The organism is Haloarchaeobius iranensis (assembly GCF_900103505.1).
Lineage (GTDB): Archaea > Halobacteriota > Halobacteria > Halobacteriales > Natrialbaceae > Haloarchaeobius > Haloarchaeobius iranensis.
Map to the genome: position 1 here is coordinate 53,139 of NZ_FNIA01000016.1, position 25,002 is coordinate 78,140.

At 66.9% G+C, this 25,002-nt stretch carries 30 protein-coding genes and 2 pseudogenes; 23 read left to right on the forward strand and 9 right to left on the reverse strand.

Annotation, left to right across the window (positions count from 1 at the left end; all coding sequences use genetic code 11):
- Positions 1-48: 48 nt before the first annotated feature.
- From BLT27_RS13615 to BLT27_RS13640, 6 genes are all read left to right on the forward strand, one after another.
- Complete coding sequence (locus BLT27_RS13615) at positions 49-1,254, forward strand: branched-chain amino acid ABC transporter permease (RefSeq protein WP_089734807.1); 1,206 nt, start codon at positions 49-51, stop codon at positions 1,252-1,254.
- Positions 1,254-2,702 carry a branched-chain amino acid ABC transporter permease gene (locus BLT27_RS13620; RefSeq protein WP_089734809.1) on the forward strand — a complete coding sequence of 483 codons (1,449 nt, stop codon included), beginning with the start codon at positions 1,254-1,256 and terminating at the stop codon, positions 2,700-2,702. The genes BLT27_RS13615 and BLT27_RS13620 overlap by 1 nt, the downstream gene beginning before the upstream one ends.
- Positions 2,695-3,462 carry an ABC transporter ATP-binding protein gene (locus BLT27_RS13625; RefSeq protein ID WP_089734866.1) on the forward strand — a complete coding sequence of 256 codons (768 nt, stop codon included), beginning with the start codon at positions 2,695-2,697 and terminating at the stop codon, positions 3,460-3,462. Before BLT27_RS13620 ends, BLT27_RS13625 begins: the two co-directional genes overlap by 8 nt.
- Complete coding sequence (locus BLT27_RS13630) at positions 3,459-4,163, forward strand: ABC transporter ATP-binding protein (protein WP_089734811.1); 705 nt, start codon at positions 3,459-3,461, stop codon at positions 4,161-4,163. Before BLT27_RS13625 ends, BLT27_RS13630 begins: the two co-directional genes overlap by 4 nt.
- Before the next feature lie 131 nt (positions 4,164-4,294).
- The gene (locus BLT27_RS13635) at positions 4,295-4,738 is read left to right on the forward strand and encodes a DUF5518 domain-containing protein (protein WP_089734813.1); all 444 of its coding nucleotides are present in this window, start codon (positions 4,295-4,297) and stop codon (positions 4,736-4,738) included.
- A 90-nt stretch (positions 4,739-4,828) separates the two neighbouring features.
- Complete coding sequence (locus BLT27_RS13640; protein WP_089734814.1) at positions 4,829-5,329, forward strand: MaoC/PaaZ C-terminal domain-containing protein; 501 nt, start codon at positions 4,829-4,831, stop codon at positions 5,327-5,329.
- 23 nt (positions 5,330-5,352) lie between these two features.
- Here BLT27_RS13640 and BLT27_RS13645 read toward each other — a convergent pair whose 3' ends face one another.
- Entirely contained in the window at positions 5,353-6,570 is a 1,218-nt protein-coding gene (locus BLT27_RS13645; protein ID WP_139172342.1) for a tyrosine-type recombinase/integrase, read from the reverse strand.
- 175 nt (positions 6,571-6,745) lie between these two features.
- On the opposite strand from BLT27_RS13645, the gene BLT27_RS13650 reads away from it, so the two are divergent.
- The 6 genes from BLT27_RS13650 to BLT27_RS13675 all read left to right on the forward strand — a co-directional run bounded on the left by BLT27_RS13650 (position 6,746) and on the right by BLT27_RS13675 (position 11,872).
- Positions 6,746-7,102 carry a VOC family protein gene (locus BLT27_RS13650; RefSeq protein ID WP_089734818.1) on the forward strand — a complete coding sequence of 119 codons (357 nt, stop codon included), beginning with the start codon at positions 6,746-6,748 and terminating at the stop codon, positions 7,100-7,102.
- Between the two features lie 49 nt (positions 7,103-7,151).
- A complete protein-coding gene (locus BLT27_RS13655) occupies positions 7,152-8,030 on the forward strand; it encodes an amidohydrolase family protein (protein WP_089734821.1) in 879 nt (292 codons plus the stop codon).
- Between the two features lie 42 nt (positions 8,031-8,072).
- Positions 8,073-8,903: a VOC family protein gene (locus BLT27_RS13660; RefSeq protein ID WP_089734823.1), complete on the forward strand. Its 831-nt coding sequence runs from the start codon at positions 8,073-8,075 to the stop codon at positions 8,901-8,903.
- Positions 8,904-9,026: 123 nt separating this feature from the next.
- Entirely contained in the window at positions 9,027-10,637 is a 1,611-nt protein-coding gene (locus BLT27_RS13665; protein ID WP_089734824.1) for a long-chain-fatty-acid--CoA ligase, read from the forward strand.
- A 187-nt stretch (positions 10,638-10,824) separates the two neighbouring features.
- On the forward strand, positions 10,825-11,382 hold the full coding sequence (locus BLT27_RS13670) for an alpha/beta fold hydrolase (protein ID WP_139172343.1): 558 nt from the start codon (positions 10,825-10,827) through the stop codon (positions 11,380-11,382).
- Positions 11,383-11,530: 148 nt separating this feature from the next.
- Entirely contained in the window at positions 11,531-11,872 is a 342-nt protein-coding gene (locus BLT27_RS13675) for a hypothetical protein (protein WP_089734828.1), read from the forward strand.
- On the opposite strand, the gene BLT27_RS13680 is transcribed toward BLT27_RS13675, so the two are convergent.
- On the reverse strand, positions 11,869-12,633 hold the full coding sequence (locus BLT27_RS13680; protein ID WP_089734830.1) for an enoyl-CoA hydratase/isomerase family protein: 765 nt from the start codon (positions 12,631-12,633) through the stop codon (positions 11,869-11,871). The genes BLT27_RS13675 and BLT27_RS13680 overlap by 4 nt on opposite strands.
- Before the next feature lie 106 nt (positions 12,634-12,739).
- Here BLT27_RS13680 and BLT27_RS13685 point away from each other — a divergent pair, with 106 nt between their 5' ends.
- From BLT27_RS13685 to BLT27_RS13695, 3 genes are all read left to right on the forward strand, one after another.
- Positions 12,740-12,940, forward strand: a complete 201-nt coding sequence (locus BLT27_RS13685) for a hypothetical protein (RefSeq protein ID WP_089734832.1) — start codon at positions 12,740-12,742, stop codon at positions 12,938-12,940.
- Between the two features lie 53 nt (positions 12,941-12,993).
- Positions 12,994-13,992, forward strand: a complete 999-nt coding sequence (locus BLT27_RS13690; protein ID WP_089734834.1) for a tyrosine--tRNA ligase — start codon at positions 12,994-12,996, stop codon at positions 13,990-13,992.
- A 75-nt stretch (positions 13,993-14,067) separates the two neighbouring features.
- Positions 14,068-15,036, forward strand: coding sequence for a biotin--[acetyl-CoA-carboxylase] ligase (locus BLT27_RS13695; protein WP_089734836.1), 969 nt, complete (start codon positions 14,068-14,070; stop codon positions 15,034-15,036).
- Here BLT27_RS13695 and BLT27_RS13700 read toward each other — a convergent pair whose 3' ends face one another.
- The 5 genes from BLT27_RS13700 to BLT27_RS19855 form a co-directional block, all read right to left on the reverse strand.
- Positions 15,037-15,219 carry a hypothetical protein gene (locus BLT27_RS13700; protein ID WP_089734838.1) on the reverse strand — a complete coding sequence of 61 codons (183 nt, stop codon included), beginning with the start codon at positions 15,217-15,219 and terminating at the stop codon, positions 15,037-15,039.
- Entirely contained in the window at positions 15,216-15,650 is a 435-nt protein-coding gene (locus tag BLT27_RS13705; RefSeq protein WP_089734840.1) for a universal stress protein, read from the reverse strand. Before BLT27_RS13705 ends, BLT27_RS13700 begins: the two co-directional genes overlap by 4 nt.
- A 71-nt stretch (positions 15,651-15,721) precedes the next feature.
- Positions 15,722-16,780, reverse strand: a complete 1,059-nt coding sequence (locus BLT27_RS13710; RefSeq protein ID WP_089734842.1) for an amidohydrolase family protein — start codon at positions 16,778-16,780, stop codon at positions 15,722-15,724.
- Positions 16,777-18,000, reverse strand: a complete 1,224-nt coding sequence (locus BLT27_RS13715) for an HD domain-containing protein (RefSeq protein WP_089734844.1) — start codon at positions 17,998-18,000, stop codon at positions 16,777-16,779. The genes BLT27_RS13710 and BLT27_RS13715 overlap by 4 nt, the downstream gene beginning before the upstream one ends.
- Before the next feature lie 137 nt (positions 18,001-18,137).
- The gene (locus tag BLT27_RS19855) at positions 18,138-18,311 is read right to left on the reverse strand and encodes a hypothetical protein (RefSeq protein WP_175526466.1); all 174 of its coding nucleotides are present in this window, start codon (positions 18,309-18,311) and stop codon (positions 18,138-18,140) included.
- Positions 18,312-18,584: 273 nt separating this feature from the next.
- Between BLT27_RS19855 and BLT27_RS13720 the strand changes: the two genes are divergently transcribed.
- From BLT27_RS13720 to BLT27_RS19245, 3 genes are all read left to right on the forward strand, one after another.
- Positions 18,585-18,944, forward strand: a complete 360-nt coding sequence (locus BLT27_RS13720; RefSeq protein ID WP_089734846.1) for a DUF555 domain-containing protein — start codon at positions 18,585-18,587, stop codon at positions 18,942-18,944.
- A gap of 42 nt (positions 18,945-18,986) precedes the next feature.
- Entirely contained in the window at positions 18,987-19,526 is a 540-nt protein-coding gene (locus BLT27_RS13725) for a CBS domain-containing protein (RefSeq protein WP_089734848.1), read from the forward strand.
- Between the two features lie 119 nt (positions 19,527-19,645).
- Entirely contained in the window at positions 19,646-20,359 is a 714-nt protein-coding gene (locus tag BLT27_RS19245) for a hypothetical protein (RefSeq protein WP_139172344.1), read from the forward strand.
- 355 nt (positions 20,360-20,714) lie between these two features.
- Here the strand turns inward: BLT27_RS19245 and BLT27_RS19250 are convergent.
- A pseudogene (locus BLT27_RS19250) lies at positions 20,715-20,837 on the reverse strand (phosphoribosylformylglycinamidine cyclo-ligase); the annotation flags it as partial.
- A 141-nt stretch (positions 20,838-20,978) separates the two neighbouring features.
- Here BLT27_RS19250 and BLT27_RS13735 point away from each other — a divergent pair.
- The gene (locus tag BLT27_RS13735; RefSeq protein ID WP_139172345.1) at positions 20,979-21,413 is read left to right on the forward strand and encodes a hypothetical protein; all 435 of its coding nucleotides are present in this window, start codon (positions 20,979-20,981) and stop codon (positions 21,411-21,413) included.
- A gap of 2 nt (positions 21,414-21,415) precedes the next feature.
- Here the strand turns inward: BLT27_RS13735 and purM are convergent, their stop codons facing one another.
- A complete protein-coding gene (gene purM, locus BLT27_RS13740; RefSeq protein ID WP_089734855.1) occupies positions 21,416-22,393 on the reverse strand; it encodes a phosphoribosylformylglycinamidine cyclo-ligase in 978 nt (325 codons plus the stop codon).
- A gap of 107 nt (positions 22,394-22,500) precedes the next feature.
- On the opposite strand from purM, the gene BLT27_RS13745 reads away from it, so the two are divergent.
- The 4 genes and pseudogenes from BLT27_RS13745 to BLT27_RS13760 form a co-directional block, all read left to right on the forward strand.
- The gene (locus BLT27_RS13745) at positions 22,501-24,015 is read left to right on the forward strand and encodes a molybdopterin-dependent oxidoreductase (protein ID WP_089734857.1); all 1,515 of its coding nucleotides are present in this window, start codon (positions 22,501-22,503) and stop codon (positions 24,013-24,015) included.
- 44 nt (positions 24,016-24,059) lie between these two features.
- A complete protein-coding gene (locus BLT27_RS13750; protein ID WP_089734859.1) occupies positions 24,060-24,341 on the forward strand; it encodes a winged helix-turn-helix domain-containing protein in 282 nt (93 codons plus the stop codon).
- Between the two features lie 2 nt (positions 24,342-24,343).
- Entirely contained in the window at positions 24,344-24,634 is a 291-nt protein-coding gene (locus BLT27_RS13755) for a DUF8036 family membrane protein (protein WP_390255087.1), read from the forward strand.
- A gap of 79 nt (positions 24,635-24,713) precedes the next feature.
- Positions 24,714-25,002 (forward strand): annotated as a pseudogene (locus BLT27_RS13760) (IS5/IS1182 family transposase); the annotation flags it as partial.

The window sequence follows — 25,002 nt, forward strand, 5'->3', positions numbered from 1 at the left end:
GTCCCGCGGGTCGCGACAGGTCCGTGGGACGCAGGGGGTGAGCATCGCGTGGTAGACACCGGGCTCCTCGACGCGCTGGCCCAGGGGCTGGTCACCGGGAGCATCATCGCTGCCGGTGCCATCGGCCTCTCGCTGGTGTACTCCATCGCGGAGGTGCCGAACTTCGCCCACGGCGACATGATAACTATCGGGGCGTACTTCGCACTCGTCGTGAACCGGCCGGACGAGATCTCGCTCCTGCCGGGGTTGCCGGGCGGCGCGGTCTCGCTCGTCGTGGCGGGTGCGTTCGCGCTCGTCGCGGCGGCCGCGTTCGGCGCGCTGTACGAACTGGCCATCTTCCGGCGGTTCCGGTCCAAGGAGGCGGACCTCATCACGATGGTCATCGTCTCGCTCGGGCTCGCGCTCGTCCTGCGCAACCTGGTGCTGTTCGTCGCCGGCTCGCGCAACATCAGCTACGAGACGGCGGTGGTGCGCGACGTGAACTGGGACCTCTACCTCACCGGCTCCGGCCTCACCGTCCAGCGCACCCAGCGGCAGGCCGGCGACATCGCCCTGCTCGGGGAGTGGGGCTACCCGGTTTGGCTCCTGCTCGGCATCCTCGCTGCGGCAGCGGCCGTGGGATACGGCGTCTACCGCTGGCGGTCCACGGACGCGGACTTCCGAACCGTCCACCTCGTCTCTCCCCGCGTGCTCGGGGTGCTCGGCGGGGTCGCGACGCTGCTCGCACTCGCCTACGCGCTCCGGTTCGACCCGCAGGGCACCGACGCGCTCTGGTCGACCCGCATCGGGACGAGCTACAAGGACATCGCCATCGTGGTCGTCGTGGCCGTCGCGATGTTCCTGCTCAACCTCGTGCTGAAGGCGACCAGACTCGGCAAGGGGATGCGCGCGACCGCCGACAACATGGACCTCGCGGAGGTGCGTGGCGTCGACGTCGACCGCATCCAGCTCGTCGTCTGGGTCATCGCGGGCCTGCTGACCGCGCTCGCGGGCGTCCTCGCCGGCTGGAGCGCCTCGAACGTCAACCCGAACATGGGCTTCACGCTGCTGTTGCCCGTCTTCGCGGCGGTCATCCTCGGGGGCATCCGGTCGCCCTACGGGGCCGCCGCCGGGGCGATACTCATCGGCATCAGCATGGACGTCGGGGTGTACCTTCTCCCGTCGGGACTGGCGACGTATCGGACGGCGATCGCCTTCATCGTGCTCATCGGGGTCCTGCTCGTCAAGCCCGATGGCCTGTGGGGTGATGTCTGATGGCGTTAGCGGACTTCGCCGTCTCGCTCCTCACGTTCGTCGCCATCTACGGGCTGTTCGCGCTCGGGCTGAACCTCAAGTTCGGCTTCACGGGGCTGATCGACTTCGGCCACGTGGCCTACTTCATGATCGGCGGCTACGTCACCGCCGTCCTCACGATGCCAGCGCAGGTGACCGGCTACGACGGCCTCGGTGGGTACGCGCTCCCCGAACTGCTCGCCGTCGTGCCCGGCGGCGATGTCCTCGGCTGGCTGCTCGGCGTGGCCGGCGGCATGGTCGCCGCAGCGCTCGTCTCGCTGCTGGTCGGCGTGCCCACCCTGCGCCTTCGCGAGGACTACCTCGCCATCACGGCGCTCGGCATCGCGACCATCCTGAACGAGGTCGTCCGGAACGAGACGTGGCTGTTCAACGGCCCGTTCGGCATCCGGACCGTCCATCAGCCCGCGTCGGCCGCGTTCCCGCTCGGACTCGGCTCGTTCATCCTGAACCTCGTCGTGTTCGGCGGCCTGAGCGTGCTCGTCATCGCGTACGCCGGCTACCGCGTCGGCAGCTACGTGAAGGACGTGGACACCACGGGCGCAGCGCTCGGTCTCGCCAGCGTCCTCGTCCTCGGTGGTTCTATCGGCGCGCTCACCCAGGGCGGCCCGCTGCTGTTCGTCGGCGTCGGCCTCGCCGTCGCCGGCGTGGCCGTCCTCCGCGAGGCGGTCCGGCGTTCGATCGAGCCGGAGCGCACGCTCGCGCTCGTGGTCGCGCTGGCAGCGGCGGCCTGGTACTTCCTCCAGCCGCTGCTGGCCGCGTCGAACCCGACCGTCACGCTCCAGACGAACGTGATGTTCCTGTTCGACCCCGTCGCGGGGCCGAACGGCGGACTCGACTACGACCGGTTCTTCATGCTGCTCTCGCTCGCGTTCCTCGCCGGCGGCTACTGGTGGTGCCAGCGCACCATCAACAGCCCGTACGGTCGCGTGCTGCGCGCGGTCCGCGACGACGAGGACGTGCCGCGGGCGCTCGGCAAGGAGACGTTCCGCTACAAGATACAGGCGCTCCTGTTCGGCTCCGCGCTCGCGGGCGCGGCCGGCTCGCTCTACACCATCCACCTCGGCTTCATCAGCCCCGACCAGTTCGGCGCGATGATCACGTTCTTCGCGTTCGCGTCGGTCATCATCGGCGGGACCGCGAACAACGCCGGGGTCGTGCTCGGGACCGCGGTGTTCTGGGCCATCAACAGCGGGACGCAGTTCCTCAACGACTACTTCCCGTCGGAGTACGCCGTGAAACTGGCCGCCGCGCGGCTCATCTTCATCGGCGTGCTCCTCATCGTCATCCTCTACTACCGGCCGGAGGGGATCCTCGGCGAGCAGGACTACGACATCCGGCTGCCGGGGGACGAACCCGCGCCGAGCCGTGACGACACCGCGGCCGCGCCCGGAGGTGACGCCGATGACTGACGACCCGATCCTCTCGGTGTCGGGACTGGAGAAGACCTTCGGGGGCATCACCGCCCTCGACGGTGTCGACCTCACCGTCGACCAGGGCATCACCGGCCTCATCGGACCGAACGGTGCCGGGAAGACGACGTTCTTCAACTGCATCACCGGCTACCTGGCACCCGACGGCGGCACCGTCGAGTTCCAGGGGGACGACGTGACCGGCAACCGGACCCCGAGCATCGTCCGCGAGGGACTCGTCCGCACGTTCCAGATTCCCCGGGAGCTGGAGAACATGACCGTCCGCGAGAACCTGCTGCTCGCGCCGGGCGGCCAGTCCGGCGAGAAGCTCGGCCGGGCCTGGCTCCGCGGCGGCCAGTTCGCCGAGGACGAGCGCCGGAGCCGCCGCGAAGCCGCCGAGATGGCGGCGTTCTTCGAGCTGGACCACCTGCTCGACGAGCCCGCCGGCTCCCTGTCGGGCGGCCAGCGCAAGCTGCTCGAGCTCGCCCGCGTGCTGCTGACCGAGCCCGAGATGGTGCTGCTCGACGAGCCGCTGGCCGGCGTCAACCCGACGCTCGAGCGGAAGATCCTGGAGCGCATCCACGAGCTCGAATCGCAGGGACAGACGTTCCTGTTCGTCGAACACGACATCGAACTCATCATGGAGCACTGCGACCACGTCGTCGTCATGCATCAGGGGCAGAAGCTCACCGAGGGGCCACCCTCGGCTGTCAGGAGCGACCAGCGCGTCATCGACGCCTACCTGGGTGAGGAGATATGAGCCTGCTCGAACTCGAGACCGTCGACGCGGGCTACGGGGACCTCCAGATCCTGACCGACGTGGACATGCAGATCGCCGACGGCGAGTACGTCACCATCGTCGGGCCGAACGGTGCCGGCAAGTCGACCGCGATGAAGACGGTCTTCGGCCTGACGACGCACATGGGTGGCACCGTCCACTTCGAAGGGACGCCCATCCACGAGCTGGGCACCCAGGAGATAATCCGCGAGGGCATCGCCTACGTCCCGCAGACGGAGAACCTGTTCCCCCGGATGACCGTCCGCGAGAACCTGGAGATGGGCGCGTACATCTTCGACGACGTACCACAGGACCGCCTCGCGGACGTGTTCGACCGGTTCCCCATCCTCGAGGAGCGCCAGCGCCAGCGCGCCGGCACGATGTCCGGCGGGCAACAGCAGATGCTCGCGATGGGGGCGGCGCTCATGCTCGACCCCGAACTGCTGCTGCTGGACGAGCCATCGGCCGGGCTCGCGCCCGACCTCGTCGACGAGATGTTCGACCGCATCGACGAGATCAACGACGCCGGGACGGCCGTGCTCATGGTCGAGCAGAACGCCACGGAGGCGCTCCGGCGCTGCGACCGCGGCTACGTCCTCGTCAACGGGGAGAACAGCTTCGAAGGCCCCGGCGACGAACTGCTCGCCGACGAGGAGGTCCGCCAGCGGTTCCTCGGGGGGTGACTACGCAGAGTAGTTGTCATTTTGATATAATTCTCCTCGCCGATCCTCTAAATCTCCGAAATTGGCTCCCTCAGGCATTCAGAACCCATCTAGAGCGTAAGTTTATATGTCCATCTGATGATTTAGTTCGTATGGCACTCAACTTCGACGACAGCAGTCACGAGAACGGCTTCTGGATCAACGCGCTCATCGGCGCCATCGCTGCGTTCGTGCTCGGGTTCATCCCGTTCTCGACAGTCCTCGGCGGGGTGGTCGCTGCGTACCTACAGAAGGGGGAGACGCAGATGGAGAACGTGAAGGTCGGGGCGGCCGCCGGGGGAATCCTCTTTCTCCCCTCCTTGCTGGCTCTGTTCGCTTTCGGCTTCCTCGGGCTTCTATCCGGGAGCGCCGAGGGGTTCATCTTCATCATGTTTATCGGAGTCATCGGCCTGATACTCGCCGGCCTCTACACCATTGGTGCGTGTGCCCTCGGCGGCCTCATCGCCCACGCGGTCTGGGAGGACGACTTCCGCAAGGCACGGACCACCGCGACCACCGGCTCCAGCACCGAGACGTACGAGGAAGCGCAGTACTGAGCGGTCGTCGAGGGACCCGTCCCGCGGACCGACGACAGTGACCGCAGTCGGAGGGCAATCATTACTTACACCCCCTCCGAACCCACCGGCATGGCCTACAGTTACGAGCCACACTACTTCGAGGACATGGAGGTCGGGAAGACCTTCGAGAGCGCGGGACGCACGGTCACCGAGTCGGACTTCGTGTTCCACTCGATGTTCGCCGACGACTGGACCGAGCTACACACGAACGCCGAGTACAGCGAGGACGGCCCGTTCGGCGAGCGCATCGGTCACGGCCCGATGACGTTCATCCTCACGACGGGGATGGTCCAGCGCTGTGGCTTCGTCGAACGCACCGTCATCGCCTTCCTCGGCATGAACTACATGGACGTACCGAACCCGCTGACCATCGGCGACACCATCTCCGCCGAGTTCGAGGTCACGGAGAAGAAGGAGTTCGGGTCGCGCGAGGACGCCGGCCTCGTGGTCATCGACGCCGACACGCGCAACCAGGACGACGAGATACTCCTGCAGGGAGACATGAAGTTCATGTGGCGGAAGCGTGATTACTACACCGAGGACGAACGGGAGGAGATGGGGCTTCCCTGAAATCGGTCTGTGAAGCGCCCGAGTTACAGTTTCTCGGCTAGTTCCGACCGGATACTTGGCGGGACGCTTTCGAGCAGCTCGTCGTCGAGAAGTTGCCGTGCAAACGCCACCAGGGCGCTTCGATTCTCGTCCGCCGCCGAGCGAAACCACGCACCACCACCTGGGCTGTACACTGTCCCACAGTCGGGACAGAGCTCCTGCCGAGGGCAGAGGCCCGCACCACATTCGAAACACTCCTTCGGCGTGAATCCCCGTTGACCGGCCGATCCGCCGCTCGCAGTCGTCAGATACTCCTTCGGCGAAATGTGCTGGTACGTCCGTTCCATAACCGTCGAATCCCGTCGATGGCCGATGAGATACTTGATGACGTCGTCCTCGACACGATGATCCCGCTTGGCCCTCGTCACGAAGTTGTGTCGGAGTGCGTGAGGGTGGAGTGGCTTCGCGATTCCGGCACGGTCCCTGAGTCCGGAAAGTAACTTACCCAGTTTCGTGTGTGACAGCGGTTTGTCGGGGGTCGCGTAGCCCGACCCGGGCCTGTTCGTGAACAGGTACGCGTCCGGGTCGTCAGCGGCAGGATGGACAGTGAGCCACTCCCTCACTATCGGCTCCGCCCCTAGCAGCGGCCGGGTCTCGCCCCGCTCTTGGGCTCCCTTGAGACCATCGGAATCGACGTTGAGTTCGAACGTCCCCGACCGAAGGTCGACACCTCCCACGGTCAGCATCCGGGTCGCTGTGTTCCGCATCCCAGTGTGGAGCAAGAACTCGAATACGACCCGCTCGAGTGGGTTGGTGACGGCATCTCTGACCCGTCTGATCTCCGAATCGGTGAGCATCTCCCCGGGGTCGAGTGTCGCTGCCGACGGCGTCTCGATTTCGATGTCCTCGGGTGTGACACCGAGGTGGTCGTGGTATCGAAAGAAGATACGCAAGGGCGACTGATAGTTGCTGACAGTGTTCACACTGAGCCCGTCGTCGTCCACGTCCGGGTGCGTGCCGTTCAGCCACGTCCGCATCTCGGTGTTCAGTTCTGCCGCCGTCGTGTCGAGGATATCGCCGGAGTACCGCTGGGCAATCAGCCTGAGACGGCGGGTGTACATATCCAACGTCTTCACGGACCGGTGCGGTTCCCCTTCGGGGCACGGAACATCGCCCACTGTCTCGTCGAGTGCGTCACATAGCTTCGCAATTGCCTCTGCAGTTGCGGGTTCGACGCTCCCACGGTCCACCGCGCGTTCCATTGTCCTACGCTGGGTCTCGTATTCGGCCCTGTGAGTAGACACGGTTATTTTTCTCCTTCAGCGTATAAAAATAATTGTGCCAGGTCGGTCTACCCGCCGCGACCACTACGGCGACGAGCCGGGCCATCCCTGAGACGGGGGACAGCTATTGGGGACTGGGCCCGAACGGGGACGTATGACCATGGACCACGCGGCGATCCGCGTCTCGAACCTCGACGAGTCCCTCGCGTTCTACACCGACGTGTTCGGCTACGAACCGCTCGAACGGTTCGAGGAGAGCGACCTCGTCTCGGACACGTTCGTCGGCATCGACGACGACGCCGCCATCCAGCTCGTCGAGGCCGACGGCCCGGTCGAGCCGACGGACGGCGGCCACCTCGGGCTCTCGGTGGACGACGTCGACGCGGCGGTCGCCGGGCTCGCGGACGAGCGCATCCACCGCGGCCCGGAGACGCTCGACGAACTCGGCATCCGTATCGCGTTCGTGGAGGACCCCGACGGCCACGTCCTGGAGCTGCTCGAACCGCTCTGAGCCGGGGGAAACACGAACGCTTTTTCGCCTGCCCGTTGCAGGAGTGAGTATGAGCCTGCCGAGCGTCGTGGACCCCGACGACCCCCGAATCATCGACACGCACGCACACCAGCCGACCGAGGAGTTCCTCTTCGACGCCGGCGGCGAGATGATGCAGGACGCCGCGGAGCGCTTCGGCAAGGAGATGGTGCCGAACTCCTACGAGGAGATGGTCGAGGAGTACCGTGCGGTCGGCATCGACAGGGCGGTGCTGCTCGGCTGGGACGCCGAGACGAACACCGGCAACCCGCCGGTGCCGAACGAGTACGTCGCCGAGGTTCGCGACGATCACGACGACTTCTTCGTCGGCTTCGGGAGCGTCGACCCCCTGAAGGACGACTGTGTCGAGGAGGCGCGTCGCTGCGTCGAGGACCTCGACCTCGTCGGCTTCAAGTTCCAGCAGATAGCGCAGGGCTTCGACCCGAGCGACCCCGCACACGACGAGCTGTGGGACACCATCGAGGACCTCGGCGTCCCCTGCGTCTTCCACGGCGGCAACTCGACGCTGGGTGCCTGCGCGCCCGGTGGCCGCGGCCTGAAGATCAAGTACGGCGACCCGATGCTGCTCGACGACGTGGCCGCCGAGCACCCCGACCTGCAGATACTCATCGCCCATCCGGCGTTCCCGTGGGAGAAGGAACAGCTCGCCATCTGCCAGCAGAAGGGCAACGTCTACATGGACCTCTCGGGCTGGATGCCGGCGTACATCGACGATCAGGTGCTGCACTACGCGAAGACGCTGCTGAAGGACAAGGTGATGTTCGGCACCGACTACCCGATGCTCGACCCCCAGAAGTGGCTCCACCAGTTCGCCGAGCTCGACTTCCCCGAGGAGGTCCAGCGCAAGATCCTCTGGGAGAACGCCGAGGAGTTCCTCGGCCTGGACTGACCCGCCACGAACGCTTTTCTCGCTTGCGGCCGCGGTGCCTGCATGGATATCCGAATCGACCACGTCGCGAGCGCCTGGGCGGACCGCGAGGCTGGCGTGGCGGCGTGCGACGCCGTCGGCCTGCCGACCACCGACGGCGGTGAGCACGCCGACGGCACGACCGAGATGAGCATCGTCGGCTTCCCCGACGGCAGCTACCTGGAACTCATCACGAACACCGGCGACGCGACGCCCTCGCGCTGGCCGGCGTTCATCGCGGCCGACGCGGGCCCGGCGGCCTGGTGCGTCGAGGTCGACGACCTCCGGGCGGCGCTGTCCCGTGCGCTCGACGCTGGTCTGCGCGTCGCGGGACCGGACCGCGACGGGCGCGAGCGCCCCGACGGTGTGGCAGTCGAGTGGGAGACGGCGATGCTCGGGGGCTCACTCGGCGCGACGCTCCCGTTCCTCATCGAGGACCGCACCCCGCGCCGGTACCGGGTCTCGCCGGACCCCGAACTCGTCGACTCGCCGCTGGATGGCATCGCCGAGGTCGTCGTGCTGACCGACGACGCGACCGGCCTGACCCGGTCCTTCGACCGGCTGTTCGGCGTGCCGCGGCCGGAGACCGTCAACTCGGACCGTCTCGGTGCGAGGATCCACCGATTCGCCGGGGGCGGTGTCGCGCTCGCCGAACCCGATGGTGACCGCCTCACCGACCGCCTCGCGGCGTTCGGGCCGGCTCCCTGTGGCGTCCTCGTGGAGACGAGCGACCTCGACGCGGCGACGGACGCGTTCTCCCTCACCGCTCCGGAACGGTGGCAGGACGACCGCGTCGCGTGGTTCGACCACCCGGCGCTGCGGGACTGGCTCGGCGTCCTGGAGTACGCGCACTGACCGCAGGGTTCCTGACGGGGCGTCGCCGGGAACGGGCGCGCCTGGAAGTTCACTCGGTTCGGAATTCCGGTAACTATTGAACGAACAGCGGGGTTTGAACCGACGGGAATCCAATCATCGTTCATGCACAAGCCGCTCCTGGTGACAGATTTCCTGGACCGTGCACGACGCCACTACGCCGACGAGACCGCCATCGTGGCGACGACCGGCGAGCGATACACGTACGACGAGTTCGGCGAGCGCGCAGACCGGTTCTCGGCGTTCATCCAGTCCGTGGGCGTCGAACAGGGCGATCGCGTCGCAGTCCTCGACCCCAACACGCACTACCACCTCGAAGCCGCGTACGGGTCGATGCAGGTCGGCGCCGTCCACACGCCGCTGAACTACCGGCTGACCGCCGACGACTACGCCTACATCCTCGAAGACGCCGGGGTGACAGCCATCTACGCCGACCACGAGTACGCCCACCGTATCGAGCAGATCCGCGACGAGGTGCCGACCGAGACCTTCGTGACGAACGACGCCGACGCCGTCGACGGCGACTGGCGCTCGTTCGACGCGGAGCTCGAGGCGGCCGGCCCGGACTACGACCGCGCCGAGATGAGCGAGGACGACGTGGTGACCATCAACTACACCTCCGGCACCACGGGCGACCCGAAGGGCGTCTGTCGCACGCACCGCGCCGAGACCATCCACTCCTACCTCGTGACGGCCCACCAGGACATCTCGGACGACGACGTCTACCTCTGGACGCTGCCGATGTTCCACGTCAACGGCTGGGGCCACATCTACTCCGTCACCGGCAACGGCGGGACCCACGTCTGCACGCGCGGCGTCGACGCCGAGTCGGTCTTCGACGCCATCCAGACCGAGGACGTGAGCTACCTCTGTGCCGCGCCGACGGTGCTCAACATGCTGATGAACTACTACGACGAGCACGACGGCGAGGTCCAGACGGCGGGCGCGAACCCGGTCCGGGCCGCGACCGCCGGTGCGGCACCCCCCGAGGCGACCCTCCGGACGGTCGAGGGCGAGTTCGGCTGGACGCTGATGCACGTCTACGGCGCGACCGAGACCGGCCCGCTTGTCACCACCTCGCACGCGCCGCGCCACCTCGCCGGCAGGAGCGACGACGAGCGGTTCGACCTGATGAAGCGGCAGGGCATCGGCTACCTCGGCACGGAGGTCCGCGTCGTCGACGAGGATGGCGACGACGTTCCCCGGGACGGCTCGACCATCGGCGAGATCGTCGTCCGCGGGAACCAGGTGATGGACCGCTACTGGAACAAGCCCGAGGAGACCGAGACGGCGTTCTCCGAGCGTCGCGAGGGCTACTACCACATGGGCGACCTCGCGACGTGGGACGAGGACGGCTTCGTCGCCATCCAGGACCGCAAGAAGGACATCATCATCTCCGGCGGCGAGAACATCTCGACCATCGAGCTCGAGGACGTGCTCTACGACCACCCCGAGGTCGCGAAGGCGGCGGTCATCCCCGCGCCGAGCGAGCAGTGGGGCGAGACGCCGAAGGCGTTCGTCGTGCCGACCGCCGACGCCAGCATCGACCCCGAGGCGGTGAAGTCGTTCGTCGCGGACCGCGTCGCGAACTTCAAGCGCATCACCCGCGTCGAGTTCGTCGACCAGCTCCCCGAGACCGCGACCGGGAAGGTCCAGAAGTACGAGCTCCGCGAGCGGGAGTGGGAGGACGAGGAGTCGATGGTCGGGCAGGGCTGAGGCGGGTGGCCACCCGGCGTCGAGGACGGAGTTAAGGCGGTCCGGGACCGAGGTGGACCGTGCTCCCAGGGCTCGCCAGCACCGGCACGGCGGCCGGCCACCCGTTCGTCCGGGTCGGCGCTGGCCCACGGACCCTGCTCGTCGTCCCCGGCCTGAACGACCCCCTCCACACCGTCGGGGACTCGTGGTGGTACCCGCGGCTGATGGCGCTGTACCTCCGCCGCTACGCCGACACCCACACCGCGTACATGGTGAGTCGGCCGCACGGCCTCGGTTCCGGGACGACCGTGTCGACCGCGCGGTCCTGGGGCTGTCCGGCGCGGGACTGAGTGCGGGTGGGACGGCGGTCGTCCGACGCTGGCGCGACTGGGCCGTCGGCGGCCGCTGGGGCTCCATCTACCGCGACGCTGCCGGAATCCTCGCCGCCGGCGCGCGGGCCCGACTGCTCACGGCGGGGTCGCTCGTCTACGAGCGGACGTTCCAGCCGGTCGACCCGACCGACTTCCTCGTCTCCGCCGACGCCTGCCTCGCCTTCGACGGCCGCAACGTCTGCGGACGCGTCACCGCACCGACCCTCGTCGTCGGCGCGGACCGCGACCCCTTCTTCGACGAGGCCGACTACCGGGAGGCGGCGGCGGCGCTCCCGAACGGCCGCCTGGCGATGCTCCGTGGCACGGGCCACGAGGCGGTCGTCGAGCATCCGACGGCCTTCGACGGCACGGTGCGGCGGTTCCTCTCGCGGTGACGGCGACCGAGTCGTCGCCCGTTCGTCGTCAGATTCGTGCCGGGCTGCGGCCGACCTGTACAACGACAGACACGGGACCGACGACCGACTGGTCGGCTCGTGGACGCCGCTCACAAGATTTATCCCACCCACACACATCGGAATTTATATGGGTTGGCTCCCTGCTCTCACCGGCCCCGACGCCGACTGGCGAGGCCGCGACGGACTCGGCGCGTTCGCCTGGCTCGTCGTGCTGGCCGGACTCGGCTGGTACGTCGCCACCGGTGTCCCCTCCGTCGCGGAGGGCGTGTTCGTCGGACTAACCATCGGTGACATACTCGCCGGTAACCTCGCCCCGTTCGACGGAGACACGCTGAACGACCTCCTCGGACCCACCGGCCTCACCGTCGGCAGCCTCGTCCGACTCGCCGCCGAGGGGCCGACGCAGAGGACGCTGACCTTCCTCACAATCGGGGTCATCGCCGTCGTCTACGAGCTTCTGAGGGACTAATCCCAGTCCGGGTTCCGGCCCTCGAGGAACGCGTCGACGCCCTCCTCGTGCTCCTCGGACATGTACGCCTGCACCTGCAGCATGTTCTCGTAGTCGAGCGCCTTCCGCCAGTCGTTGTCGAGGTTCTCGTGGATGGCCTGCTTGGTCATCCCGACGGTCCGCGTGGGGCGGCGCGAGAGCTTCCCCACTATCTCGTCGACCGCCTCGTCGAGCTCGTCCTCGGGGACGGCCTCGTTGACCAGTCCCATCTCCGCCGCTTCCGCCCCGTCGAAGAACTCGCCGGTCATGGTGAGGCGCTTGGCCGTCCGGAGGCCGACCAGTCGTGGGAGGGTGAACGTCGCGGCCGTGTCCGGCACCAGCCCGACGCGGATGAACGCACAGGAGAACGTCGCGTCGGGCACCGTGTACGCCATGTCCGAGGCGGCGACGATGGCCAGGCCCGCGCCGACGCAGTCGCCGTTGACCTTCGCCACGACGGGCACGTCGCTGTTCAGGAGTTCGGCCGCGGCACGGTTGAACGTCTCCGCGACGCGCTCGTAGGACTCGCGTGGCCCCTCCTCGCGCTCCTTCATCGCCTGGATGTCCCCCCCGGCGGAGAAGGCGGGGTCGTCCCCGGTGAGCACGATGGCGTCGTGGTCGACGGGGTCGGCTTCCGCGACCGCGTCGGCCAGCTCCGTCGCCACCTCCAGGTTCATCGCGTTCATGACGTTCGGCCGGTCGAAGGTGATAGTGCGTACGCCGTCGTCGTCCTCGACTCGCATACTACTGGCAACTTTCCATGGGTGCTTAATTGTTCGTCCGGCCGTCACCGACGCGGACCGCTGGTCAGGATTTTTGTATCGACGGTCCCAACCCCACAACGAACCCATGAATCCGCTGAAACCGCCGTGCATGCGCAAGAACTCGCACGCCAAGAAGGGAGCCGAGGAGGGCGCGAAGATCGGTGCGAAGGTCGGCCGACCGCTCGGCCCGGTCGGGTCGGGCATCGGCGCGGGGATGGGCGCGGCGAGCGGGCACATCGCCGGCGCGATGCGGGACAACGTCGAGAACATCCTCAAGCCGTTCTGAACGGTTCGCACGGCTTGGCAAGGTTCAAAGCCCCCGGGCGAATTCGTGTCCGTATGGACACGTACGAGTTGATGACCCGGAACACCGACGAGGTCATCACCGAGTCCGAGGTGCGCGCACTGGCCGACGACCCCGACGGGAAGCGGGTCTACGTCGGCTACGAGCCCTCGGGCGTCCTCCACCTCGGGCACCTCCTGACGGCGAACAAGCTCATCGACCTGCAGGAGGCGGGGATGGAGGTGGTCGTCCTGCTGGCGGACATCCACGCCTACCTCAACGGGAAGGGGACGTTCGAGGAGATCCGCGAGACCGCCGAGCGGATGCGAGCCCAGTTCCTCGCGTACGGGCTCGACGAGGCGCAGACGGAGTTCGTCTACGGGAGCAGCTTCGAGATGGACGAGGACTACGTGCTCGACCTGCACGAGCTCGAGCTTGAGACCAGTCTGAACCGCGCCCAGCGCGCGATGGCCGAGCTCCAGAGCGGCGAGACGGCGAAGGTCAGCCACGTCGTCTACCCGCTGATGCAGGCGCTCGACATCGAGTACCTCGACCTCGACCTCGCCATCGGCGGGATGGACCAGCGCAAGGTCCACATGCTCCACCGCGAGGAGCTCCCGTCGCTCGGCTACGAGTCTCGTCCGTGCCTGCACACGCCCATCCTCGCCGACCTCACCACCGGCGTCGGCAAGATGTCCTCCAGCCAGGGCGTCACCATCTCGATGGAGGACTCCACCGAGGACCTCCGGGAGAAGGTGAACGAGGCGTACTGCCCGCCGACGGCCGACCCCGAGCCCGACGACGACGGCAACGACCGACACAACCCCGTGCTGGAGCTGTTCCACTACCACGTCTTCCCGCGGTTCGACTCTGTGACGGTCGAGCGTCCCGAGAAGTACGGCGGCGACCTGGTCTACGACGACTACGACACCCTCGCGGCCGACCTCGACTCGGGCGAACTCCACCCGCAGGACGCGAAGAACACGCTCGCGAGCTACCTCGACGAGCTCATCGCGCCGGGGCGCGAGAAGCTGCAGGAGCTGCGCGCGGACTGACCCGGGCAGCAGACCGACGCCCTTTCTCCCGTCCGACCGGCCGCTTCAAGTCGCGTCGCCACGAACCGGCTGGGCATGAACGAGACACGACGGCAGGTCCTCGCCGCGCTCGCCGACGGGCCGGTGAGCGGGCCGGCCCTCGCCGAGGAACTCGACGTGTCCAGAGCCGCCGTCTGGAAGCACGTCGAGGCCATCCGGGAGGCGGGCTTCGGCGTCGAGAGCGACGACGAGGGCTACCGGCTGACCTCGGTGCCGACGTACGGCGGGCTGGCCATCGCGCACGAACTGGAGGCCCCCTACGAGGTCGAGTACCACGAGTCCCTGGCCTCGACGAACACACGTGCCCGCGAGCTGGCCGACGACGGTGCGGGCGACGTGGTCGTGGTAACCGACGAGCAGACCGGCGGCCGCGGTCGCCTCGACCGCGAGTGGGCCGCCCCACCCGGCGGCGTCTACGCCTCCATCCTGACCCGCCCGACGGTGCCGCCGTCGCAGGTGCCGCTCGCGACGCTCGCCGCGGCAGTCGCGGTCACGCGTGCCGCCCGCGAGGCCGGTGTCGATGCCCGCATCAAGTGGCCCAACGACGTGCTGGTGGCTGTGGACGAGTCCACCGGCGGCGACGGGGACGCCGAGTACCGCAAGCTCGCGGGCATCCTCACCGAGATGGAGGGGGAGGCGGACCGCGTCTCGTGGCTGGTCGTCGGTATCGGCGTGAACGCGAACGTCGACGCCGACGACCTGCCGCCGACGGCGACGAGCCTCCGCGAACGGGTCGGTACAGACATCGACCGGCGCGTGTTCCTCCAGCGCGTGCTGGAGGAGTTCCACGACCTCGGCACCGACGCCGCGGCGGTCCTCCCCGCGTGGCGCGAGCACGCCCTGACACTCGGGCAGCGCGTTCGCGTCGAGACGCCGACCGACGAGGTGGTCGGCGAGGCAGTCGACATCGAACCGCCGGGCGCGCTCCTCGTGGAGACCGACGACGGCGTCGTCCGGGTGAGTGCGGGCGACTGCGAGCACCTCAGACCGGTCGACGGGTCGTAGTCAGCGCAACACCACCACCGCGAGCAAGGGGAGGGAGGCCACGAGGGCGAACACGGCCATCCAGGGGACCAGCATGGCGAACGCGGCGTTGATGAACGCGATAGCGGCCACGGCGACGACCCGCTCACCGAGCGTCATCACCGCGCGCTCGTCGCGCACGAGCCAGGTCGCCGCGGCCCTCATCCCGACACCTGGACCGTGAGGACCGGCACCTCCGCGGACCTGACGACGCGCTCGGCCACGCTCCCCAGCAGCAGTCGGTCGATGCCGCCACGGCCGTGGGTTCCCATGACGACGAGGTCGCAGTCCTCCGACTCGGCGTGCCGCACGACCTGCTTCGCGGGCGTTCCCTCGAGCAACGCCGTCTCGACGGGCACACCGGACTCCTCGGCGATCTCGACGACCCGGTCCAGCGCGGCCTCGCCCTCGTGTTCGAGCATCTCGTGCAGGCCCTCCCACGCGGTCTCCATGGGGACGCCGCCGTAGCTGGCGGAGTCGACGACGTAGACGGCGTAGATGGTCGCGTCGTGGGCGACCGCGAGGTCGACGGCGTGGCGGACCGCCCGTTCGCCCTCCTCCGAGCCGTCGGTCGGCACCAGTATCCGGTCGTACATGTGGTATGCTATCGCGTATGTCTGCGCGGGTCTTGAGTGTGCCGTCGGTTCACCCCCGACTGCGGTGCCCGCTAGCGGACGACCATCCGGACGTCGTCGACACCTGCACGGCGGACGACCGCCCGGACGACGTCCTTCGTCCCGGCGAGGTTGTGGGAGTCCCCGTCGAGCACCAGCAGTTCGGCGCTCCGACCGGGTTCGACGAGCCCGCAGTTCAGGCCCGCGATATCCGCCCCAGCGACGGTCGCCATCCGGAGCACCTCGGTCGCGGAGACGTCGAACAGCTTCGCGGTGAACTCCATCTCGCGGAACATCGACGGCGAGTTCAGGAACACGTTGTCGGTCCCGAGTGCGACGGTGGTCCGCTCCAGAAGGTCCGGGAGGGGCGAGAGACCGACATCCGTGACGAGGTTCGAGCGTGGACAGACGACGACCGGGGTCGCCGCGTCCGCGAGCCGGTCGAGGTGCCAGGGTTCGGGGTGGACCATGTGGACCAGGAACTCCGGGTCGAGGTCCATCGCGGCGTCGATATCCGAGCTGTCGACCTCGCCAGCGTGGATGCCGAACAGCTTGCCGGCGCGGCCGGTCGCCGCGCGCTCGCGGTCGAAGTTCGCGTCGTTCGCCCCCGAGGCACCGTAGCCGTCGCTCGCCTCCATGGCGTCGATGCTGCCGCGGCCGAGCACCACCGACTCGACGGGGACGTTCTCGCCCGCGGCGCGGATCTCCCGGACGCCGTCGACGTCGCCCTCGCGGAACTCGATGTGTGCAGCGGTGCCGGCCTCGGCCATGAAGGCCAGCGAGCGCTGCATCGCCGCGATCTTCTCCTCGGTGCTCGCCTGTCGTAGCAGCCGGTGTTTCAGCCCGTCCGGCGGGGCGACGAGCTCCTCGAGCGAGAGCCCGCCGCCGGCCTCCTTCGCGATGGAGTCGCCGATGTGCGTGTGGGCGTTGACGAACGCCGGGAGCACGATGTCGTCGCCCTCGACCGGCTCCTCCTCGATGGCCGCTATCTCGCCGTCCTCGACGACGACCCGGCCCTCGACCGGCTCGAAGTCGCGGCCGCGGAGGATGGTCCCCTCGAGCAGGGTCTGGCCGTCGCCACCGTCGGCTGGGTCGGGGCCGTCCCCCGTCATTGGCCGTACTGGTCGAGGGTCCCCTGCAGCCCCCTGACCTCGGTGACGAGCGCACCGTCGATGTCGAGGTCGAGCACGCGCGCGGCGGCGGTGCCGACCTGGTCGGTCACGGCCTCGGGACAGTAGACACCGAGGCGCCACTGCGCGAGCTGTGCGGACTGGAGCGCTTCGACCAGCGGCGACTGCTGGTCCAGCCGCCGGGCCTCCCCACGGACGAGCACGCGCGTCGAGGACTCGTCCATCGCGGGCTCGCCGGGGACGTCGAGGACCACCTGGTCGGGGTCGACGCCCGCTCGTTCGGCGATCTCGAGCTCGTATCCCCGCTCGTCCTCGTGTTCGATGTCGAGGACGTGCTCGGGCACGTTCGCACGCTCCGCCCAGACCGCGCGCTTGTAGAGGTCTCGCTCGTCGAACCGGCGGGCGACCTCGGCGGTCTCCTCGGTCCGCCGGAGAGCGACCAGGAAACCGGGGTCGTCCATCCGCCGGAGGTCCTCGGCGTCGTGCCGGGTGCTGTCGAGCAGACGCTCGCCGGCACGGCGGAGCATCGCCTTCGAGATCCGGGTGACGTGATGGTTGTAGACGGTGGGCGTCATCAGCGCGCGGGCGACCAGCAGGCTCTCTGCGGTCTGGACGTTGCCCTCCGCGAGGACGAGCTCGCCGTCCTGGAACGTGAGTTCGCGGACCAGCCGGGCGTGGTCGATGGTGCCGTAGGGGACGCCGGTGTGGTGAGCGTCGCGCACGAGGTAGTCCATCCGGTCGACGTCGAGTTCGCCGGAGACGAGCTGGCCGAATCGCCCGTCACCGGCGACCAGGTCCGCGACCTCGCGCGGCGGGATGTCGTGGTCGCGGAGGACCGTCGACACGTCCCCGCGTTCGAACAGCTCGTGGACGTCGTCGTGGTACTTCCCGGTGCGGCGGTGGGTGAGCGGTTCGAGGTTGTGGCTGAACGGGCCGTGGCCCACGTCGTGGAGCAGCGCCGCGGCCTTCACCTTCTCCGCTCGCGGTCCTTCGACGTTCAGATGGTCGAGCGCCTCGCAAGCGTTGTGATAGACGCCCAGCGAGTGCTCGAAGCGCGTGTGGTTCGCGGAGGGGTAGACGAGCGATGCGGTCCCCAGCTGTTTGATGTGCCGGAGTCGCTGCATCTCGGGTGTATCCAGGAGCGCCCGAGCCACGCCCTCGACCTCGATGTGGTCGTGGACGCTGTCCTTGATGGTCTTCATTGCCCCCCGATTCGGCGCGTTCCTACAAAAGGAGACGGGTCAGCGACCGGGTGGGGGCGGTCCTACCGGGCGTTCTCGGCGTCGAACGGTCGCGTCGCTCGGCGTGCTGCGACACGAAAACGTGTTCGAGTCCCCGCTCAGACTGCGTTCGCCTCGTCGTACGCCGTACCGAGCGACGCCACGAGCCGGTGGATGGGCAGCGAGACGCCGAGTTGCCGCATCGCGAGCGCGAGCGGCATCAGGACGATGCCGGCGGCGATGCTCAGCTGGTACAGCGCGAACAGGCTTGCCGTGTAGGCCCTGTCTATCATCTGACTTCGAGCGACGGTCGGCAGTGGCCATATATAAGCTTTCCTGCCGATGTATGGTGTGTTGGCCCGACACAAACCCGACGCCGTCCTGCGTTTCAATCCTGTTTGTCCGATAGACAACCAGAACTGCGGGCGGGACGGGAATACGGGTTGCAGACCGGTTCCAGACGTCCGTGATTCCCGTAACTTATGGGAATGATGTGAATCTCGTGCGCTTCTCCACGGCGGGAGTGAACCGCAAAACAAGCCTTGCTCCGGCCCGTCCGTGCGAGCATGAGCAACTATCTCGTTGTGATGGAGGCCGCGTGGTTGGTTCGCGACGTCACCGACATCAACGACGCCATCGGCGTCGCGGTGAGCGAGGCGGGCAAGCGACTGAACGAGCAGGGCAAGGACTACGTCGAGGTCAACGTCGGCCTCACCGACTGTCCGGCGTGTGGCGAGCCCTTCGAGTCGTCCTACATCGCCGCCGACACCGCACTCGTCGGCCTGATGCTGGAGATGGAGGTGTTCAACGCCGACAGCGATGAACACGCGAACCGCATCGCAAAGAGCGAGGTCGGCGGTGCCCTTCGCGACGTGCCGCTCAAGGTCGTCGAGACCATCGAGCGCGAGACCGACGAGGACGAGTAACACCCGGAACACTTATTCTATAACCTCAGGTAATGGTCGGGTATGGAACTCCCGACTCCGGCGGACCTGCGCGAACGCCGCACGGAACTGGGGCTCACCCAGAGCGAGCTCGCCGACGCCGCCGACGTCTCTCAGCCACTCATCGCCCGCATCGAGGGCGGTGACGTCGACCCGCGGCTCTCGACCCTGCGCCGTATCGTCGAGGCGCTCGACGAGGCCGAGGGCGAGATCGTCCGCGCCGGCGACCTGATGCACGAGGACGTCATCACGGTCGCCCCCGACGACACCGTCAGCGACGCCGTCCGCACGATGGAGCGCGAGGCGTACTCCCAGCTGGCGGTCATCAAGGACGGCATCCCCGTCGGCAGCATCAGCGAGTCCGACCTCGTCCACGTCGGCGAGCAGGCCCGCGACGAGCCCGTGCGCGACCACATGAGCGAGTCGTTCCCGACGGTCTCCGAGAACGCGACGCTCGAAGAGGTCAGCAACCTGCTCGACCACTACAAGGCCGTCATGGTGACCGAGGGCGGCGAGACGCTCGGCATCATCACCGAGGCCGACGTCGCGGCGCGATTATCGTGAAACCACCCCGTTATGCAATCCATTTTAGGACAATACCAAAATTAATTAAGTCACACATTATGAGACTTAATTTTACAATTTCGAAATATTTTTGTTAATGGGGGAAAGATGTGATATTGATGGATCGAAGAAAATTCATCCGAAAGAGTGCCGCTCTTGGAACAATTGCATCAGCTAGTGGACTAACCACTGCTGAAAAAAGCGTAATCAGCCAAAAAGACGAAGAGTTAGGTAAGATAGTTGCCGATGGTCGAGTATATCTTGTCAAGTTCAACCCAAATGATGGCTCTTTAAAAATGGAAGATGTAGGTAGGGAAGGTGAAGTTTATATCCGTCAACTGAACGAAGAAGCAGCGCCACAAGATGCGTCTGTTAATGTTATTGACGCAGAAAACGAACAACCTCCAGAAATAATCGAACGTTCAACAGATTACAGGTGGGAACTCGGCGAGTGTGACACGGGATGTATTAATGATCACGATGCACACGGAATCAGTTTCGAGTTGAGTAGAGAGGCTGATGCAATTTCGAAGACAGTCCTTTCTGCCGCACTTGCATATTTGATTGCAGAATATATGTCTGCCTCAATTGCTGCGAAGATAGGAACTAGTGCGCCAACAAGTAGCAGAATAATTGGGGCCGTTGCTGATCTAATGCTTAACTTAGCTGTAAAAACATACACATTCATTACATATGATTATGATCTTGATTATTACTTAGGAAAAAAGGCGATGACGGGTATCAATGCCGGAATGGGGTGGAGAGAAGACCTCAATGGAACTAGTGGAATCCCTTACCCCTGGCCGCGACACGCGCTCTGTCTAGATAATTAATATCAAGGATAAGTATCGAATATGAACGAAACGGAAGGGGCAAGATTAGGTTTCATAGCATCGGGAGTTGCGTATACAGTAATTTGGTGGTACGCATTTTCTTGGGTACCCCGGTCCATGGAGGACGTACTGTTGAGCCTGGTCGTGTTCGGCCCCGTTCTCGTACTCCACGGACTCGTCGCGCCCAAACGTGAGCTGACACTCAAACTTGGACTCGGACTCTGGGTTGGACATACGCTCTCGATGCTGCTCGGACTGGTATAACATCGTACCGGGCATCCTATCTGCTGTCGTCGTTCGAACCGAATCAGGACAAAGACAGCCCGCGGACCTCGACGGCGTCGCCTTCATGCACCTCGCCGATGCTCCGGTCGGGTTCGGGCGGGAACGGGTCGGTGTACTCGTGCTCCCGGGTCACCGCGGTCCAGGCGAGGGTGAGCCCGTTCGAGTGGATGCTGGCGGAGGGCCACGCGACAAGCCGGTTACCCTCCTGACACGTCTTGCCGACACGCGACGAGAACCGCGGTCGGCCTGGGGATCGCGTACGGGACGATGCCACTGCTCGGTCTCGCCTGACCCTGCCAAAGCTTGACGTGCCGAGACCACGAACTTTGGTAGTATGAGCCTCAATAACAAGGCCCCCGCTCCAGCCTCGGTGTCCATCGCCGCCCGCGACGCCCTCGCGACCTGGCTCGCGTTCCTCGCCCTGCTGCTGGTCGCCGGGGTCGCGACCGGCGTCTGGTTGCCGGCAGACATCCCGCTCCGTGAGGCGCTCACCGACGTCGGGCCGCTGTACGGTCTGCTGTCGCTCGGGCTGGTCGCGCTCCCGGTGTTCGCCCTCCGGCGCTACCGGTTCCGGAGCCCGGTGACACTGCTCGTGGCCTGGCTCGTGCTCGGCGTCGCCTTCGGCCTCACGCTCGGCTTCCAGCCGGTCCGGGGCCTGTACATCGCGGTCCTGTACGGCTTCCTGCCTGTCGCGGCGTACCCGTTGCTAGCCGGGGTGGAGTTCGTGTTCCGTCGGATGGGAGCCAAGAAGTCCTCGTCCGCGGCCTGAGACTACGACAGCGAGAGCCCGCGGACCTCGACCGAATCGCCCTCCGCCACCTCGCCGATGACGCGCCCGTCCTCGGTGGCGTCGGCGAGGTCGTCGGCCTGCTCCGCAGGGACCGCGGCGACGAAGCCGGTCCCCATGTTGAACGTGCGGTACATCTCCTCGGGCGAGACGTTGCCGAGGTCCTGCACGAAGCCGAACACCGGCTGGGCCGGGAACGGGTCCTCGACGCGGTACTCGAAGTCGCCCATCCGGGAGAGGTTCGTCCAGCCGCCGCCGGTGACGTGAGCCGCGGCGCGGACGTCGTGCTCGCGCATTGGTTCCAGCAGGTCCGTGTAGATGCGCGTCGGTTCGAGCAGCACCTCGCCGATGCTCCGGTCGGGTTCGGGCGGGAACGGGTCGGTGTACCCGTGCTCCCGGGTCACCGCGGTCCGGGCGAGCGTGAGCCCGTTCGAGTGGATGCCGGCGGAGGGCCACGCGACGAGCCTGTCGCCCTCCTGGGCCTCGCCGTCGAAGACGGCGTCCTTCGCCGCGAGCCCGGCGCACGTGCCTGCGAGGTCGAGGCCGTCGACGACCTCGGGCATGACGGCCGTCTCGCCACCGAGCAGGGCGACGTCCGCGCGGTCGGCCGCCTCCGCAAGCCCCTCGCCGACCTGCTCTGCGAACTGCTCCGTGGGCTCGTCGACGGCGAGGTAGTCGACGAACGCGACGGGCGTCACGCCAGCGGCGACGAGGTCGTTGACGTTCATCGCCATGCAGTCGATGCCGACCGTGGAGTAGTCCGACAGCGCCTCCGCGACGAGCAGCTTCGTGCCGACGCCGTCGGTCGCCAGTGCGAGGTACTGGTCGCCGATGTCGAGCATCCCCGCGTACTCCGTGTCGACGACGTTGCCGACCGCGTTCAAGAGCGCCGCCGTCGCCGCCTCGCTCTCCCCGATGTCGACCCCCGCGTCCGCGTACGTGAGCTCCTCGTCCTCGGTCATGGCAGAGAGCGCGCCGTGGACCCGCAAAAGCCCACCGAATTCTAGAACCATTCTGGCCGGAGTTCGAACAACGGCTTTAGGCACCGAGTGCCAGAGTCTCACCAAGGATGGCTGACAGAACCACGGCTGGGCGACTGACTGACGCGCTGGTGTCGGTACTGGCCGGCGTCGCGGCGACCGCGGGGTCGTTCGCGCTGGCGGGCTGGTCGCGCGACGCGTTCGTCGTCGCCCCCATCGACGCACGCATCGTCTCGGCGACGCCCGGTCCGGTCGTCGCGTTCGCCATCGAGGAGTTCGGCACGGCCGGGCACGTGCTGCACATCACGCTCGCACTCGCCGTGGTCGTCGGCGGACTGGGGCTCGCGACCGCGGCTGCGCTTGCCGTCAGTCGTCGCGCGGGTGGCCCCCCGCTGGCGCTGGCGCTCTCCGGCCTCTTCATCTTCGCCGGGCTGTACCTGCCCACCGGCGCGCTCCAGCCGGCCATCCTCGGGACCGTCTCCGCGATGGTCGTCGTCGGTGTGTACGCGGCCGCCCTCGACCCGCGGCTGCGGGCCGACACGGACGAGTACATGCCGGACGACGCGGCGAGACGGCAGACGCTCGGGCTGGCGCTCGGGACCGTCGCCTACGCGGGCGTCGGTGCCGCGCTCGGAAGCCGCCAGGAGTCCGTCGACCCGACCGAGCCGCTCGACGCCGCACAGCGTCGGGTCGCCGAGGACCGTATCGCGGACGCCGACGCACTGTCGTTCGAGTCCGGGAACCTCGGCGGCATGGTCACGCCCAACGCCGACTTCTACGAGACGGACATCGCCACGTTCGACCCCGACGTCGAGCCCTCCGCCTGGGAGCTCCAGGTCACCGGGTCGGTCGAGGAGACGGTGTCGATGGACTACTACGACCTCACCGGCATGGCCCCCGAACACCGCTTCGTCACGCTCCGCTGCGTCGGCGAGGACCTCAACGGCCACAAGCTGGACAACGCGCTCTGGACCGGCGTCCCAATCGCGGAGTTCCTCGACCGCGCCGGCCCGTCGCCCGACTGCGGCTGTGTGAAGGTGTACGCCGCCGACGACTACTACCAGGTCTTCCCGCTGGAGGTCATGGAGACGGCCTTCCTCGCGTACGGGATGAACGGCCAGCGGCTCCCGGCGAGCCACGGCAAGCCCGCCCGCCTGCTCGTCCCCGGCCACTGGGGCGAGATCAACGTCAAGTGGGTCACCGAGATCGAACTCATCGACGAACAGCAGCAGGGCTACTGGGAGGAGCGCGGCTGGCACGGCACCGGGCCCGTCAACACCGTCGCCAAGCTGTACGACGAGGGCATCTCCGTCCACGACGACGGCCGCGTCGAGCTCGTCGGCCACGCCTACGCCGGGCTGCGCGGCATCGACCGCGTCGAGGTGTCCACCGACGGCGGCGACAGCTGGACCGACGCCGAGCTCTCCGAGCCGCTGCCCGACGAGGACGTCTGGCGGATGTACCGCTACGAGTTCCAGGGCGACGGCGAACACGAGCTCGTCGTCAGAGCGACCGACGGCACCGGCGCGCTCCAGCCCGAGGAGCAGGCGAGCCCGTACCCGAACGGAGCGAGCGGCTGGGTGTCGAAGACGATAGATGTCTAGCGATGTCACTAAATAGCCGGTCCGAGCACGCATGAGACGAACCGATGGAGAAGGCGTTGTGGTACCTACTGGTCGGGACGCGCGGCGGGAAGAACCGGGTGCGTATCATCCGGTCGATAGACGAGCGCCCGCGCAACGCCAATCAGCTCGCCGAGGCCATCGACGTCGACTACAACACGGTGCGCCACCATCTCGAGATGCTGGTCGAACACAACGTCCTCGAGAAGGGCGGTGAGGGGTACGGCGCGATGTACTTCCTCACCGACCAGTTCGAGCACAACAGGGAGACGTTCGAGAACGTGACAGAACACATGGAGGAAACATGAGCATGGACCAGACGATAGCGGTCGCGAGCGCCTTCGCCGGAATCAACGTCGTCCTGTTGACCGTCCTGACGGTCATCTGGCTGCGGAACTACCGGACGTTCCGCACCCCGTTGATACTCGGTCTCGTCGCCTTCGCGGTCGTCATGCTGCTGGAGAACGCCACCGCGCTGTACTTCTTCTTCAGCATGAAGATGTTCTACGGCAACGCCCCGAGCGTCCAGCAGGCCGTCGCGGTCCTGCGCGGGATGCAGTTCGTCGCGCTGCTGTTTTTGACCTGGGTGACGCTGAAGTAGCCGGCAGCCGCGCCGGCCAGTTACCGCAGGGAGCGTGTCATAGAAAGCCTCCCAAGGGAGGCCGCAGGGTTTGGAAACTGTGTCCAGCAGTACCAACGCCCTGCAAGACGTAGCTTCGGTAGACGACTTCTTGAATGCGGCGGCTACCGAGACAGTACCGTTGTTCGAGTATCTTGAGTTCGATTTTCTGCTGGAGTACGACGTGTTCGCCCCCGCTTGCCGGGGGCGAACACGAGTTCACGAGCCAGCAGACCTCTTTCGTGGCTTCCTCCACTGCTACTACGAGGATGTCTACGGCACGCGTCCGGTTACACGAGAACTTCAGAACGGCCTTGTCTGGTACTACTGCGGACTCGACAAACCGCCAT